Origin of the sequence: Pectobacterium colocasium, from assembly GCF_020181655.1 — a bacterium.
GTDB classification, from domain to species: Bacteria; Pseudomonadota; Gammaproteobacteria; order Enterobacterales; family Enterobacteriaceae; genus Pectobacterium; species Pectobacterium colocasium.
This window is the reverse complement of sequence record NZ_CP084032.1, coordinates 3446120-3461359: the sequence shown is the minus strand read 5'-3', so window position 1 is coordinate 3461359 and position 15240 is coordinate 3446120. Positions and strand designations below refer to the sequence as shown.

Here is a 15240-nt window from a genome sequence, read left to right as displayed (position 1 = left end):
TAGATAGAGGAATGTTGATTGATTATTTAATGAATATGTTTTTTGAATATATTATTTTCATAGTAAGTTATTTTACACGCCATGATATTGCTTGCTGAGATGAAATTTTTCAGCGTTCGATAAAAATCATGCGGATCCCCGAGCGCAATTGGTTTCATGCGGAACATCGGGGATAGAATGTGGTATGCGGTCTGAATAAGGAAGGCTCTCGCCTATAGTCCCCACGCAACGTAAAAATAGGTCAATATTTCACCCAATGTCTTAACCTTACCGACAACAGGCAGTAAACTGGTGAAATGCTTTTTTTGACCGATCTTCACTGTGGGCGCTCGCCCGCGGGCGTATCGATTCCGTTCCATCTCTTTTCTGTGAGCTATCTGGCCTATGACGTACCTCAAATTCTTGGGGATTGGGTTTATTTGTGTGCTGTTGCTGTCTTTTTGGCAAAGCTGGGCGCAGTCAACGCGTAACGGTGAAACGTTTAGCGGGCAAAGTTGGTGGTCTGCCAAGCGCGATTCTTCCGGCTTAGCGCCGAATCCTGTGCAATTTCGCCAAACGGCGATCGTGCAGGTTTATGCTGCACCGACCTACGGCTGGCGCGGGCTGGTGGCCGTACATCCGTGGATCATTTTCAAGAAGGCGGGGGAAACGCAATATCGCCGCTATGAGGTGGTGAGCTGGGGGAGCGATAACGTTGTCCGCCTGAACCGTTCGGTGGCGGATGCGTATTGGTACGGGGCGATGCCGAAGCTGTTGGTGGAGCACCGTGGCGACAAGGCGCAAGCCATGATCCCGCAGATTGAGGCTGCGATTAAAAGCTATCCGTGGCCAAAGACTTACCACGCCTGGCCGGGGCCGAATAGCAATACGTTTCTCGCACACATTGGCCGCGAAGTGCCTGCGCTCAAACTGGACATGCCCGCTAACGCTATTGGTAAGGATTACCGCCCGATCACGCGTCCGGTTGGGTTATCGCCATCGGGAAGCGGCGTGCAGATCTCGCTGTTAGGCGTGCTGGGGATCACGATGGGGGTTGAAGAGGGCATCGAAGCCAATATTCTGGGGCTGAACATGGGCGTGGATATGAACCCGCCAGCGCTGCGCTTGCCTTTTGTTGGCCGTCTCGGCTATGAGAAAACGGGCCGCGAAGAAGGCTAAGCGTAGCATCTCTTCCTTACGTTCCGCATTGTCGCAGGTGTGTCAGCAGATTGGCGACTTCGGGTTGCAGAATCGCGCCGGATTTCACGCCCAGCCAGAGCTGGCGTGAAGCCCACTCATCGGTGAGGTTGATGGCACGTAACCCGGTCCCCAGCACTTCCGGGCGAATCGCGCCTTCCGGCAAGACGCTGATACCCAGTCCCGCTTCTATCATCCGGCAAATACCGTCAAAGCTGCTGAGCTGCACCCGCAGGCGCAGCACTCTCCCTAGTTCATCCGACGCATCTCTCAGCTGTTTCAGCAGAGAGCTGCCGCTATTGAGGCCGACATAATCGTAGTGCAATGTGTCGTTAAAGCTCACTTCTGACCGTGCGGAAAGCGGATGTTGAGGAGGAACGAGAACAACCAGCTTGTCCTGACGGTAAGGAATTTTCTCGACGCCCTGTGAGCCGACATTGTCCGCGAAGATGCCGATATCCGCTTCCCCCATCGCCAGCGCGGTCACCACGGTTTTACTGAGCTTTTCCTCCAGGTTAATACGGATGAGTGGGCGAGTCTGAAGGAATGACGCCAGATCCTGTGGAAGAAACTGAATAACCGCCGAGGTATTTGCCCACATATGCACGTGGCCGCGCACGCCAACGGCGTAGTCGTTCATTTCGCTCGCCATGCGCTCGACGTTGCTCAACACATTGCTTGCAAGATTCACCAATTCTTTGCCTGCTGGGGTTAGCGCCAGGCCGCGCGGCATGCGGACAAATAGCGCACAGTCCACGGTACGCTCCAGTTCGGCGATTCGCTTGCTCAGGGCTGAAAGCGTGATGTGAAACTTCTCTGCGGCTTTCGTCAGGCTTCCCGTCTGGGCAACCTGCAAAAAGATGCGGAGCGACTGAAGGTCAAAATGCGCAGGATTAATCATGATGTATTGAGAGCCCTCAGCAGAACTGGAAACCAGCACAATAGCTGGCAGTTTGATTCCGCGCAGCATGTCGTCACATGGTTTATGTCAATCTATACGTTAACACAGCTGGAGGTTTTCCTGACAGGAAAGGGTCATTGACTATTCAGGGATTATCAAAAGACCGCGTTACTCCTAGGATGTGGGGAATATCATTAAGGATAGGGCTTATCAATGTCACTTATCGATCATATCGATCACCTTGTATTGACCTGTGTTGATCTTGCGGCGACCCGACATTTCTATGTTGATGTGTTGCAAATGCGGGAGGAAACGTTTGCAAACGGGCGCATTGCTTTTCATTTTGGTCATCAGAAAATCAATGTGCACCTGCGCGGAGCGGAGCATGAACCGAAAGCGCACCTGCCCGTCCCGGGAGCGCTCGATCTGTGTTTTATTGCATCGGTACCGCTAGAGCAGGTTATGGCGCATTTGGCGCACTGCCGTTGGCCAATTAGCGAAGGGCCGGTGATGCGAACCGGTGCAACGCAGCCAATCCGTTCTCTCTATCTGCGCGATCCCGATCTGAATTTGATCGAAATCGCGGAATATTTACCCTAAATACATTGTCTGCCTACCTGCTTGAAACGCAGTTCTCCAGATAGTCTTATGATATATAGGTCTGCATTTTCTATGTTTAGCTTAATGATGTTCAGCGATATCTTGTTGTGTTTGCTTTTGGGGATTGGGCTGGGGTTTTGCGGAGGTATGTTGGGGATCGGCGGTGGGCTTATTGCGATTCCTATTCTGGGTGTGCTCTTCGGGATGGATCAGCATATGGCACAGGGAACCGCGTTAGTGATGATTACGCCTAACGTGCTGATTGGTTTTCTACGCTATCGTCAACGTAACCGTATTGATACGCGAGTCGCGTTAACCCTGTGTGCTTTTGCGACGGGATCTGCCTACCTTGCCGCTCACATTGCGTCATCGATTGATGTTCACCACCTACAGCGTGCGTTCGCCACTTTCTTGCTGGTGCTGGCCGCGTACTATATGTGGCAGTGGTATAACAAAAAACGCAGCCAAACGCCGGAGAAGGTACTGTCGACCAAATATCTGCCGCTGCTTGGTGTCGCGAGCGGGTTTATGTCGGGCATTTTTACCGTTGGCGGCGGTTTGGTGGTGGTTCCCGCGCTGGTCACGCTGTTTGCCTTTGCGCAAACGCAGGCGCAGGGAATGGCGTTGATTCTCGTGGTTCCGGGGGCGCTGGCGGCACTACTGTCTTATTCGCAGGCGGGTAATGTTGACTGGAGTATCGGTTTACCACTGGCGCTGGGAGGGATCATCAGTGTGTCCTGGGGTGTCGCTGTTGCTCACAAACTTCCGGTCGCTTATTTGCGCGGCGCGTTTTGTCTCATGCTGGTCGGCGTGGGTATCACGATGTTGGTGCTGAAATAATGGTGTGAAACATCATCGTTATCGCTCTTAATTCCTATTTATTCCTTTAAATAGAGAGTGCCAGCTTTTACACGGTTTCACCCCTGTGCAGGATATCCGCGAGCCGGGCTACCAGTTTCCACAAGATAATCGCCCGTCAAAGCCGGTACCACTGACGCCGATGGTCGATTTTCCTCCAACGGAAAAGCAAGATTTCACTAATAAGGTCGGCGTGCTTATTACGATGGCGGAAGAGCAGCCACATACTACGGTACTGGCGTTCCTGTCCTCTGTGGATAACGATATCTTCCTGATTACGTTCCCTGAAACCTTTAAATCTCAACTGCTGAAACGCAATCCGCACTGCTTTTTTGCGATGGATGAGCGCAGCCATTATACCTTCGAGCGGGCAATTGAATGGAATTACACCCTTATTGAAGGGGAAGCGTTTATTATCGCACAGGACAATCCGCTCTACGAAAAAGTGCGCCATGAATTCGTCACCAAGAATCCGTGGGAAATCGCCTTTTTCACGCGCCCTGACGTCGAGGTTTACCATATTAAAAGTAAGCAGCTCGTATGCCCCGGTAATACCCAAGCGTTTGGCTAAAATATAAAAAATGGGATAGCGCGGTGCTATCCCGTTTATATAAAAAACGCCGTTTACATTGACAGATCAATCACCATGCGACCGGTGATTTTTCCGCCTTTCATTTCCGCAAAAATGGCGTTGATGTCTTTCAGCGGGCGACGCGTCACTTTCGGTTTCACTTTCCCTTCGGCTGCAAACTGGAACGCTTCTTTCAGATCTTCACGCGTGCCGACCAGCGATCCCAATACCTGAATGCCGTCCAGCACCAGACGCGGAATATTCAGATCCATGGATTCCGGCGGCAGGCCGACGGCGACAATACGCCCGCCGGCGCGAACGGCATCGACCGCGGAGTTAAATGCTGCACGCGCCACGGCAGTGACCACGGCCGCATGTGCTCCACCTACTTTTTCCTGAATGATTCTGGCGGCATCGTCTTTAGCCGGGTTGATGACCAGATCTGCGCCCATCTCTTTAGCAAAGGCCAGCTGTGCATCGTTGACATCAATCGCGATGACCTTCGCGTTAAAGACGTTCTTGGCATATTGCAGCGCCAGATTGCCCAATCCGCCTAGACCATAAATGGCGATCCACTGTCCTGGTTTGATTTGCGAGACCTTCACCGCTTTGTAGGTTGTCACGCCCGCGCAGGTAATGCTGCTGGCGGCGGCAGAATCCAGACCCTCCGGTACTTTTACCGCGTAATCGGCAACGACGATGCACTCTTCAGCCATCCCGCCATCAACGGAGTAGCCCGCGTTTTTTACTTCGCGGCACAGGGTTTCGTTACCGCTATTACAATACTCACAGTGGCCACAGCCCTGATAGAACCAGGCGACGCTGGCGCGATCGCCGGGTTTCAGTGAGGTTACGCCGGGTCCCACTTCTTTGACGATACCGATACCCTCATGGCCGAGCGTGATGCCGGTAACATCGCCAAAATCCCCGTCTTTGACATGTAGATCGGTATGGCACACGCCGCAGCATTCCATTTTCAGCAGGGCTTCTCCGTGCTGGAGGGGGCGCAGTTTTTTGTCCTGAATCTCAACGGAATGGTCTTTCGTTACGATGGCTGCTTTCATTCGTCTTCCTTTTACTGAATGTGTTGTGGGGGGAATGTGTTGTAGAGGTAATGTATTGGGTTCTACCTATAAAAGGGTACACGCTGGCCGAAAAGTTGATTAATCAGGAAGTATTTAATTTTGTTACAAAATGATAGCTGGCGGAGGAGCGAGTAAAGGCGAGGGGAATATCGTTTTCAGTAGTTTTTATGATGATTAGCTGAGTGGCGCGTCCGTGCGGCCGTATTGTGGGAATGAAACTACGTCGGGCTACTGGGTTTTTTCTTTCGGCTCAGGAGCCCATTCCACTTTGCCTTTACCGGTGTTTTTAGCCTGGTAAAGTGCGACATCCACGCGTTTCATAAAGTGTTCAGTGGGTTCCTGCGGCTGTTTTTTACCCGCGCCAATGCTGACAGAAAGGTGGTGCATATTCTTGATAATGATTTTGTTCGCGTTTTTTAATACCGACCTTGCCAGCGTTTCTGCCCGCTCTTGCGTTCCGGCATACAGAATAATCGCGAACTCTTCGCCCCCGATTCGGGTTGCTACGATCTCACTGTTATCGAAACGGGAAAGAATATGGCCGAACTTACTTAATATTTCATCGCCTTTTGCATGGCCATATTTATCATTAATGACTTTGAAATTATCGATGTCGATAATAAATAAATAGGGTGTTTTCGCTTCGAGTTTTTTTAATTCGTTAATAAAAAACCGACGATTAGGGAGCTGTGTGAGTTCGTCGCTGAATGACTGTATTCTGGCTTCGACATATTTATTATTGATTTGCTGTATCAGGGTATAGACACCAAATCCGACGCCAAACATCCCAATGATTCTCAGCAGATCTTCAACATAATACCCAACCAGTCTGGGCTGATAGATGAACTCATCCATAAAATCAAACGTGGCGGCGCATATCCAGACGTGCAGCCCGAGGCGAATGGATAACGCGGAGGTATGGTTCAGTGATATTTTACTGGTACAGGACAGGATAAAAAAAAGCAAAACCAGCGCAATCGAATCGGTATAAGACCCTGGATTATTGTGCAACTGTTCTTGAAAGTCACGGTGCTTGAAGAATACAAGGTTGAATATAATGACCAATGCAGACAATAGCAGGGCGAGCCTTACAGACGAGGAGGCTTTCTTATTTCTATCAATAAAATCGTGGTCATATTCTTTAAAAGGCATTGCGGCTCTCCTCTTGCATCACCTTTCAATCCTATCATGAAACCGATTGAATACATTCAGCATCGTTGTACGGGGCGGTGTAGTCCAGAGAATGGCGTTGGCTGAGCTGATGTGCAAAAAGCAGACGCCCGATTGCTCAGGCGTCTTTACCGATTAGAAATCGGCTTTCAGTACGACTCGGTAGCGGGCTTTGCCGTCGCGTACGTGCTGGATGGCCTCGTTGATTTTTGACATCGGGAACAGCTCTGTCTGCGGCTTCACGTTGGCACGCGCGGCGAGCTTCATCAGAGAACGCAGTTCATGCGGTGAGCCGGTAGAAGAGCCGGAAACGCTGCGGTCACCTGCGATGAGCGTAAAGGCCGGCACGCTAAATGGCTTCATCACCGCGCCGACGGTATGGAATTTCCCGTTATAGGCGAGTGCGTTGAAGTAGGGTTGCCATTCCAGATCGACGCTCACGGTGTTGATGATGAGATCGAACTGACCCGCTAATGCCGTCAGCGCTTGAGGATCGCGGCTGTTGACGACCTTATCGGCACCCATCGCCAGCACTTCCTGCTCTTTGGCTGGGTTTGAGCTGAACGCCGTGACTTCACAACCCATTGCGTGCAGGAGCTTAATCGCGATATGCCCCAGACCGCCGATGCCGATCACGCCGACGCGGCTGGTTGCGGTGACATGGTGCATTAACAGCGGTTTGAAAACGGTGATGCCGCCGCACAGCAACGGGCCTGCAGATTCGATATCGATGGAATCAGGAAGCGGGATAGCCCACTGCCAGTTCGCACGGATCTTATTGGCAAAACCGCCTTTATTCAGGATGGTCGGCACGCTGCCTTGCTGGCAGTTGGTTTGGCTGCCGCTGATACAGGCATCGCAGTGCCCACAGCTACGTGCCGTCCAGCCAATACCGACGCGCTGACCAACCTTTAATCCTTTGTTCTTCGCCGCGTTGCCCAGGGCGTGCACACGGCCAATTACTTCATGCCCGGCAACCAGCGGATAGCTCGATATGCCCCATTCGTTATCGATCATCGAGAGATCGGAATGGCACACGCCGCAGTAATCCACCACAACTTCTACGTCTTCCGCCTGTAGTTCACCCGCATCAAACTCATACAACTCCAGCGCTGCGCCTGCTTCCGGTGCGGCATAACTCTTTATCATCGTCATCACAATCTCCTCAGTATGGGTTTGATTAACCAGTCTAAAGGGTTATGGCGTTTTTCTCTATGTCACAACGTGCCTGTGGTTTTTCATTGGGTGTCGGGTGGGCAAGAGAAGCGGGGGAGCGCTTGCTTTACGTTACCCACTTACTTATGCTGCAAAGCGTAGTACATGACTCGGGGTGCCCTTCTTTGTGAAGGCTGAGAAATACCCGTACCACCTGATCTGGATAATGCCAGCGTAGGGAAGTCACGGTATGCCCACCGGTTGCCGCCTTCTTCCACGCCGGTTGGGAGACCTATGAACACGCGACCCACCGACCTTTCTGCCGCTCAGGCAGCAACCTCACTCACCCAATTCCGTTCTGCCTCGCCGCTGGTGCACTGCCTGACCAACGACGTGGTGCAATCTTTTACCGCTAATGTGCTGCTGGCGCTGAATGCGTCGCCGGCAATGGTGGTCGATCCTGAAGAAGCTGCGCAGTTCAGCGCGGTGGCCGATGCGCTGCTGATTAATGTCGGGACGCTGGAGCGCTCGCGCGCCGAGGCGATGCGAGCGGCGGTAAACCGCGCGCATCAGGCGGGGACGCCGTGGGTGCTCGATCCGGTTGCCGTAGGCGGGTTGACCTTTCGGCGTGAATTCTGTCGGGAATTGCTGGCGTGGAAGCCCGCGGCGATTCGCGGCAATGCGTCTGAAATCATGGCGCTGGCGGGCTTAGCCGCACAGGGGCGGGGTGTGGATAGCACCGATGACTCGCTGGCAGCGCTTCCTGCTGCACGCGAACTGGCGCGGCAAGTGGGGACGATCGTCGCGGTGACCGGCGTGGTGGATTATGTCACGGACGGCGTACGTGATATCGCGGTGACTGGTGGCGATAGCATGATGACGCGCGTGGTTGGTGCGGGCTGTGCGCTGTCGGCAGTCGTCGCGGGTTTCTGTGCTCTGGAGGGGGAACGCTTATCCCACGTAGCGGCGGCGTGCTATGTCATGGCTTTCGCGGGGCAGCAGGCGGCTTCGGTGTCTCAAGGTACAGGCAGTTTTATCCCCAACTTTCTCGACAGGCTCTATACCCTGCGCGCGGAGGATCTGGCATGAAACGTATCAATGCGTTGACGATTGCAGGCACCGATCCGAGCGGCGGGGCGGGTATTCAGGCGGATCTAAAAGCTTTTTCCGCGCTGGGGGCTTATGGGACGTCAGTCATTACCGCGCTGGTGGCGCAAAATACGCGCGGCGTGCAGTCCGTCTACCGAATTGAGCCGGATTTTGTCGCGGCGCAGTTGGATTCCGTGCTGAGCGATGTACGCATCGACAGCGCCAAGATTGGGATGCTGGCGCAGACCGATATTGTTGACGCGGTTGCCGAGCGCCTGCGTCACTACGCGGTGCCTTTTGTGGTGCTGGACACCGTGATGCTGGCGAAAAGTGGCGATCCGCTACTCGCACCCGAGGCGGTGGAATCGATCCGCCGTGAACTGCTGCCGCTGGTGTCCCTGATTACGCCCAACTTGCCCGAGGCTGCGGCGCTGCTGAATACGTCACCGGCCACCAACGAACGGGAAATGCGTGAGCAGGGGGAGGCGCTGCTGGCAATGGGCTGTCAGGCGGTGCTGATGAAAGGCGGTCACTTGAGTGAAGCGGAAAGCCCGGACTGGCTGTTCAGCCGACAGGCCGAACCGCAGCGCTTTAGTTCCCCGCGAGTGAATACCCGTCATACGCATGGCACCGGCTGCACGCTGTCTGCCGCACTGGCCGCGTTGCGACCGCGCCACGATAGCTGGAGCGAAACGGTCTACGCCGCGAAGGATTATTTGCAGCAGGCATTACAACAGGCCGACACGCTGGAGGTCGGGCACGGCATCGGCCCCGTTCACCATTTCCATCGCTGGTGGTAAAACCATAAGTAAATTGACTTGTACTTTGCGTGACATCTTTGCCAGTAATTTCAAACTAAATTAAGCGTATTTTGGCGTGACAGTGTGGGGGCATCCGGTTACTTTGCTGTGAAATCTTGGCGTTAATGTGAAACAGGGTGTGGGGATAACATATGGCAGGTTCTGCTCGCAGTGCGATGGCTGCCAAAGCGCTTCAGACGATACTCAATATCGGCCTGCTGGTGCTGGCGACTATTCTGGTGATTTTTTTAGTCAAAGAAACGTTTCATCTGGCGAAGGTGCTGCTGATCTCCAATGAGAAAGATTCCTCCTATCAGCTGATAGAAGGCATTGTAATTTATTTCCTGTATTTTGAGTTTATTGCGCTGATCGTGAAGTATTTCCAGTCCGGCTATCACTTCCCGCTGCGCTATTTTATCTACATCGGCATTACGGCCATCATTCGCCTGATTATTGTCGATCACAAAAGCCCGTCGGATACGCTGGTGTATTCTGCGGCGATCCTGCTGCTAGTCGTGACGCTGTACCTGGCAAACAGTAATCGCCTGAAACGGGAATAGGAGAAACAGGAATCGTCGAAACGCACCGCTATTCCAGCAGAGAGCACTGGGGCGGCAGCCGGCAGCGAATCGCGGCGGGAAGCACCTCGATACGGAAGCGTTTGGCGGTGAGCGGCTCGCCGTCCAGATTAAATGTCATATCATCCGGCGCGGTGATCTCCAGCCAGGGCAGGGTAGCGGAAATCATGTTCTGATTTTCGCTGCCGGTAAACCAGGCCTGAAGCATATTCGGCAGCAGCTCGGTTGCCGATAGTACGCTCAGTTCCAGCAGCCCATCATTGACCAGCGCTTCAGGGCAAAGCTGTTGTCCGCCGCCTGCCTGACGACCATTCCCCACCGCAATGACCAGCGTATCGCCTGACCAGTGAAAATCCGGCCCGCGAATCTCACAGCGCTCGGCTTGCAGCATGTCCATGCGAAATAGCGCGTGCAGCACGTAAGACGCACTTCCCAGTGCGGCCTTCATCTTGGCGGGTGTCTCGGTGGTAATGCGCGTGGCGAAGCCGCCCGTTGCCATGTTGATGAAATAGTGACTGTCGTTCACGTTGGCGACATCAATGGCGGTGACGCGGCCTTTGATCGCCAGCGTTAGCGCGTTGTGCATCTCCATCGGAATCTGACAACTGGTGGCGAAATCGTTGGCCGTACCCAGCGGGACAATCCCCAAACACGGGCGCACCGCTTCCGGCTGTACCGCTAATGCGGCGGCGACTTCATTGACGGTGCCGTCGCCACCGGCGGCGATCACGTTATCCGCGCTGAGCTGAATCGCCTCTTCTACATAGCGTTTGGCATCGCCATATTCCCAGGTCACGCGGACATGCAGCGTATAGCCGTCCTGTCGCAGCGTATCAATGGCCTCGCGGAGTTCTTCATTACCCGCACTCTTCCCATTCAGAATTAGCAGTGTGATTGGATTTTTTTCCATGGCCATTTCTCCTAAGCAGGATCGTGGGATTAATAATAGTCACTAAATCGATAGGTAGACATCAGAAGAGTCGGTGAATGTGCGGTGGGGAAAATGCGCGGGCGGGAGAAAAAGAAAAGCCAGCTCAAGGGAGATTGAGCTGGCCAAGGAGGTGGTTCCTAGTAGTATCACTACGCTTATTTTTCGTTCTATGTTTTCTCAGCGACGCAATACTAACCACAAGACCGGTGAATTGATGTGATCTGTTTCTAATATTCGTTAAAAACCCTGAGCTTTGTAACGATACCGTCGAGCGATTGACGTACTGAGTCGCGGTTGAGAACGGTCGAGAATAGGGGGGCATACGAGAAGGAAGGGATCGCTTGTGGGAGGCATTGCCGGATGTACGGGACATCCGGCGGTATGACCGGTTTATTCCGCGTTAGGGTTACGCGTGGTAGTGCCCGGCAGATTGCGAAGCAAGAGCGCATAGTCCAGCGAGATATCGTCCGGCACGGGCAGGTAAACGATATGGCCGTTACCCGGCGCCACATCGGCGGGTTGCCCTTTGGCGTTCTGCATGGAGTCGATGGTGAATTGAATATTGCCGTTTGGCGTCATCATCTCCACGCTGTCGCCGCAGGAAAATTTGTTCTTCACCTCGACTTCCGCCAGCCCATCGCGACGCATGCCGGTGAATTCACCGACAAACTGCTGACGATCGGAGACAGAATAGCCGTAATCGTAGTTCTGGTAATCTTCATGCACGTGGCGACGCAGGAAGCCTTCGGTGTAGCCACGGTGCGCCAGCCCTTCCAGCGTTTCCAGCAAGGTTGGATCGAACGGTTTACCCGCCACGGCATCGTCGATGGCACGGCGATAAACCTGTGCAGTACGGGCACAGTAATAGAATGACTTGGTGCGGCCTTCGATTTTCAGCGAGTGCACCTGCATCTGCGTCAGGCGTTCAACGTGCTGGATGGCACGCAGATCGCGGGAGTTCATGATGTAGGTGCCGTGTTCGTCTTCAAAGGCGCTCATGTACTCGCCGGGGCGCATGCTTTCTTCCAGCATAAAGACTTTGTCAGTCGGTTCGCCGATGCCCAGCGCGGGCTCAACATTCTTCACCGCGATAGGTTCGTGCTGATGGACGATATTGCCGATGTCGTCTTCTTTACCTTCCTGAACCTTATATTCCCAGCGGCAGGCGTTAGTGCAGGTACCCTGATTCGGATCGCGTTTATTGATGTAACCGGACAGCAGGCAGCGGCCAGAGTAGGCCATGCACAGTGCGCCGTGAACGAAGATCTCCAGTTCCATATCCGGCACGTTCTGGCGGATTTCTGCAATTTCTTCCAGCGACAGTTCGCGGGACAGAATGACACGTGTCAGCCCCATTTGCTGCCAGAATTTCACCGTCGCCCAGTTTACCGCGTTGGCCTGAACGGAAAGGTGAATATCTATCTGTGGGAAGTTTTCCCGCACCAGCATAATCAAACCCGGATCGGACATGATCAGCGCATCCGGCCCCATTTCGATGACGGGTTGCAGGTCACGCAGGAAGGTTTTCAGTTTGGCATTGTGCGGTGCGATGTTAACGACCACGTAGAATTTCTTGCCCAGTTCATGCGCTTCGTTAATGGCTTGCGCCAGCGTCTGATGGTTGAATTCGTTATTACGCACGCGCAGGCTGTAGCGGGGTTGACCGGCATAAATCGCGTCCGCGCCATAGGCAAAGGCGTAGCGCATATTTTTCAGCGTACCGGCCGGAGAAAGCAGTTCCGGTTTAAACATGGTATCTCTCGATTCTGATCACAAGTCAGGCTGCTCCGCGGCGGGAGCAGTAAAGGCGGAGGATTCTAGCGCTAATAGGGGAAAATTGCAGTAGACGACACACGAAAAGTGGGGCCTTTGTTTGACATAAATCAATCGTTTGATGCAAATCAATTTTTTGACCTAAATAAAGAATGGCCTGCCATTAATCGAGCAGGCCAGATAAAGCCGTATTAACGCGTGGCGATACGGGATTTTCCGAACGCTTCACGGTTATGGGGCTGAGATAAATCGACGAATGGGCCAACCGGCACAATTTGCGTCGGGTTCAGCCAGGCAATGCCGTAATAGCCCGCTTTGATGTGGTCGATATTGACCGTCTCTGCGACGCCCGGCCACTGGTACAGCTCGCGCAGATAATTCGACAGGTTCGGGTAGTCGGCAATACGCTTCAGGTTGCATTTGAACGCGCCGTGGTAGGCCACGTCAAAACGTACCAGCGTCACAAACAGACGCCAGTCGGCTTCGGTCAGCGTGTCACCGAGCATATAGCGATGGTTGCCCAGATGTTCGTCCAACTCGTCCAGCGTAGTGAAGAGCGTCGTGACGGCAGCGTTATAGTGTTCCTGTGTTTTGGCGAAGCCGGTTTTATACACGCCATTATTGACGTTGTGATACACGGTTTCGTTCCAGCGATCGATCTCAGCGTGCAGTTCTGACGGGTAGAAATCGAGGTGATTACCAGTCAGGTCGTTAAATTCGCTATTCAGCATGCGGATGATGTCCGCCGATTCGTTATTCACGATGCGGCCTTCCACCCGATCCCACAGCACAGGCACCGACACCTTTCCGGTATAGTCGGGCACGCTGGCGGTGTACAACTGGTGCAGGTAGTGAATCTCGCCCACGTGCTCGCCAGCATCCTGCGGGGTGGCAAACTCCCAGCCGTTATCGGCGATGCGTGGGTTAGCAACGGAAAGCGAGATGATGTTCTCCAGCCCTTTCAGCTTGCGGAAAATCAGCGTGCGCGACGCCCACGGGCAGAGATAGGAGACAAAAAGCTGGTAACGACCCGCTTCTGGCACCAGCTCGGTTTGCCGAAATTTGGTTTCTTCACGGTGGAACGCGCCGTTTTTGATCTCTTCCGCCGCGACATCGCCGTTAACCCATTTGCCGTTCACTAAACCTGACATATGCTTTTTCCCTTATCTGTGCTGTTGCAGGTGACCCATCTCCCGCACTGCGTGCGAGGTGATACCCGTTATTATTGTAGGCTTAAAAGAGTAACAGCCTTGGGAAAAGAGAAAATGACAAAATTTTCATTAAGTCAGACAGTATTTTTGACCAGTCTGGGAATGAGGTCGCTAGCGTTTGGCTGCCAGCAGGCCGTACAGCGCGGAATCTGACACCTCGCCGTCCACAATCCAACGCTGCTTTAACAGCCCTTCCTGCGTGAACCCCAGCCGCTCCAGCGATCGGGCTGAGGCCACATTGCGGGGATCGATTTCCGCTTCCAGTCGGCTTAGTCCCGCCGTTTCAAAGGCAAAATCCCGCAGTGCAGAGAGCGCTTCCGCCATATAACCTTTCCCTTGCGCACTTGCCGCCAGACAGTAGCCGATCTCGGCGCGTTTAGAGTCAATCTCAAGGTTGAACAGCACACAGGTACCGATCAGTTCGCCGCTCGCTTTTACTTCCAGACCTAGCTTCATGTATTGCCCGGCGCACAGTGCGCTCCAGTATTCGTCAATCGCATCATGCGCCTGTTCGAGGTGCTGCCAGGGCGGATGATTCCAGAAACGCATCACGACGGGATCGGACATAAAAACGAACAGCGCAGACGCATCATCACGATAGAGTGGGCGCAGCAGCAGGCGAGGTGTCTCGATTTTGGTCGTTTCGGAAAATAGCCTGGTCATTATCGCGAAAGCCTCTTCTGTGTGGTACGGATTCGTATGGAATGGAAGACGGTTACTCTGACAGATGGCACGCTTGTAGTGCCGCAATATCACCCGCGGCGATGATGTCCAGATGACGCGTGATTTTTTCTATCGGCCAGTCCCACCAGCACAGCGCTTCAAGCGTATTGATGACGTCTGGCGTAAAACGGGATTTCAGGATTTTTGCCGGATTGCCGCCGACGATCGTATAAGCGGGCACATCGGCGGTGACCACGGCGCGTGACGCAATGATGGCGCCATTTCCGATGCGGATGCCGGGCATGATCAGTGCATCATAGCCAATCCAGACATCATTGCCGATGAACGTGTCACCTTTATAAGGCAGTTCCTCTGGCTTCGGCGTCACTTTTTCCCAGCCGTTGCCAAAAATCTGGAAGGGATACGTCGACAGGCCGGAAAGCCGATGATTTGCGCCGTTCATGATAAATTTTGCCCCGCGCGCGATGGCGCAAAATTTACCGATGATTAATTTATCGCCGAGAAACGGATAGTGGTAGAGCACATTTTGCTCGAAATTTTCCGCGCCGTCGGGATCGTCATAATAGGTGTAGTCGCCAATTTCGATATTCGGGTTGGTGGCAATATTCTTGATGAAACACACTTGGGGAAAACCGGCCATGGGGTAGCGGTTATCCGG

At 53.4% G+C, this 15240-nt stretch carries 15 protein-coding genes, 1 pseudogene and 1 riboswitch; of the genes and pseudogenes, 7 read left to right on the top strand and 9 right to left on the bottom strand.

Going from position 1 to position 15240, the window contains the following annotated elements:
* Positions 1 to 384: 384 nt before the first annotated feature.
* Entirely contained in the window at positions 385 to 1158 is a 774-nt protein-coding gene (locus LCF41_RS15685) for a DUF3750 domain-containing protein (RefSeq protein WP_225085389.1), read from the top strand.
* Positions 1159 to 1174: 16 nt separating this feature from the next.
* Here the strand turns inward: LCF41_RS15685 and LCF41_RS15680 are convergent, their stop codons facing one another.
* Positions 1175 to 2146, bottom strand: coding sequence for a LysR family transcriptional regulator (locus LCF41_RS15680; RefSeq protein ID WP_225085388.1), 972 nt, complete (start codon positions 2144 to 2146; stop codon positions 1175 to 1177).
* A gap of 144 nt (positions 2147 to 2290) precedes the next feature.
* On the opposite strand from LCF41_RS15680, the gene LCF41_RS15675 reads away from it, so the two are divergent.
* From LCF41_RS15675 to LCF41_RS15665, 3 genes and pseudogenes are all read left to right on the top strand, one after another.
* Complete coding sequence (locus LCF41_RS15675) at positions 2291 to 2677, top strand: VOC family protein (RefSeq protein WP_225085387.1); 387 nt, start codon at positions 2291 to 2293, stop codon at positions 2675 to 2677.
* A 72-nt stretch (positions 2678 to 2749) separates the two neighbouring features.
* A complete protein-coding gene (locus LCF41_RS15670; protein WP_225085386.1) occupies positions 2750 to 3517 on the top strand; it encodes a sulfite exporter TauE/SafE family protein in 768 nt (255 codons plus the stop codon).
* Between the two features lie 52 nt (positions 3518 to 3569).
* A pseudogene (locus LCF41_RS15665) lies at positions 3570 to 4106 on the top strand (hypothetical protein); the annotation flags it as partial.
* A gap of 53 nt (positions 4107 to 4159) precedes the next feature.
* On the opposite strand, the gene adhP reads toward LCF41_RS15665, so the two are convergent.
* The 3 genes from adhP to ahr form a co-directional block, all read right to left on the bottom strand.
* The gene (gene adhP, locus LCF41_RS15660; RefSeq protein WP_225085385.1) at positions 4160 to 5170 is read right to left on the bottom strand and encodes an alcohol dehydrogenase AdhP; all 1011 of its coding nucleotides are present in this window, start codon (positions 5168 to 5170) and stop codon (positions 4160 to 4162) included.
* 249 nt (positions 5171 to 5419) lie between these two features.
* Positions 5420 to 6343 (bottom strand): GGDEF domain-containing protein, encoded by a 924-nt coding sequence (locus LCF41_RS15655; RefSeq protein WP_225085384.1) that lies wholly within the window; start codon positions 6341 to 6343, stop codon positions 5420 to 5422.
* A gap of 153 nt (positions 6344 to 6496) precedes the next feature.
* Positions 6497 to 7516, bottom strand: a complete 1020-nt coding sequence (gene ahr, locus LCF41_RS15650) for an NADPH-dependent aldehyde reductase Ahr (protein WP_225085383.1) — start codon at positions 7514 to 7516, stop codon at positions 6497 to 6499.
* Between the two features lie 161 nt (positions 7517 to 7677).
* Positions 7678 to 7774, top strand: a riboswitch (TPP riboswitch).
* 36 nt (positions 7775 to 7810) lie between these two features.
* On the opposite strand from ahr, the gene thiM reads away from it, so the two are divergent.
* The 3 genes from thiM to psiE all read left to right on the top strand — a co-directional run bounded on the left by thiM (position 7811) and on the right by psiE (position 9965).
* Positions 7811 to 8605 carry a hydroxyethylthiazole kinase gene (gene thiM / locus LCF41_RS15645; protein WP_225085382.1) on the top strand — a complete coding sequence of 265 codons (795 nt, stop codon included), beginning with the start codon at positions 7811 to 7813 and terminating at the stop codon, positions 8603 to 8605.
* Positions 8602 to 9405 (top strand): bifunctional hydroxymethylpyrimidine kinase/phosphomethylpyrimidine kinase, encoded by an 804-nt coding sequence (gene thiD, locus LCF41_RS15640; protein WP_225085381.1) that lies wholly within the window; start codon positions 8602 to 8604, stop codon positions 9403 to 9405. The genes thiM and thiD overlap by 4 nt, the downstream gene beginning before the upstream one ends.
* Before the next feature lie 152 nt (positions 9406 to 9557).
* Positions 9558 to 9965, top strand: coding sequence for a phosphate-starvation-inducible protein PsiE (psiE, locus tag LCF41_RS15635; RefSeq protein ID WP_039486479.1), 408 nt, complete (start codon positions 9558 to 9560; stop codon positions 9963 to 9965).
* A gap of 28 nt (positions 9966 to 9993) precedes the next feature.
* Here the strand turns inward: psiE and yegS are convergent, their stop codons facing one another.
* From yegS to LCF41_RS15610, 5 genes are all read right to left on the bottom strand, one after another.
* Complete coding sequence (gene yegS, locus LCF41_RS15630) at positions 9994 to 10893, bottom strand: lipid kinase YegS (RefSeq protein ID WP_225085380.1); 900 nt, start codon at positions 10891 to 10893, stop codon at positions 9994 to 9996.
* A gap of 411 nt (positions 10894 to 11304) precedes the next feature.
* A complete protein-coding gene (gene trhP / locus LCF41_RS15625) occupies positions 11305 to 12666 on the bottom strand; it encodes a prephenate-dependent tRNA uridine(34) hydroxylase TrhP (protein ID WP_225085379.1) in 1362 nt (453 codons plus the stop codon).
* Between the two features lie 212 nt (positions 12667 to 12878).
* On the bottom strand, positions 12879 to 13838 hold the full coding sequence (locus LCF41_RS15620) for a glutathione S-transferase family protein (protein WP_225085378.1): 960 nt from the start codon (positions 13836 to 13838) through the stop codon (positions 12879 to 12881).
* Between the two features lie 171 nt (positions 13839 to 14009).
* The gene (locus LCF41_RS15615; protein WP_225085377.1) at positions 14010 to 14561 is read right to left on the bottom strand and encodes a GNAT family N-acetyltransferase; all 552 of its coding nucleotides are present in this window, start codon (positions 14559 to 14561) and stop codon (positions 14010 to 14012) included.
* Between the two features lie 52 nt (positions 14562 to 14613).
* Positions 14614 to 15222 carry a Vat family streptogramin A O-acetyltransferase gene (locus tag LCF41_RS15610; protein WP_250160558.1) on the bottom strand — a complete coding sequence of 203 codons (609 nt, stop codon included), beginning with the start codon at positions 15220 to 15222 and terminating at the stop codon, positions 14614 to 14616.
* Positions 15223 to 15240: the final 18 nt, after the last annotated feature.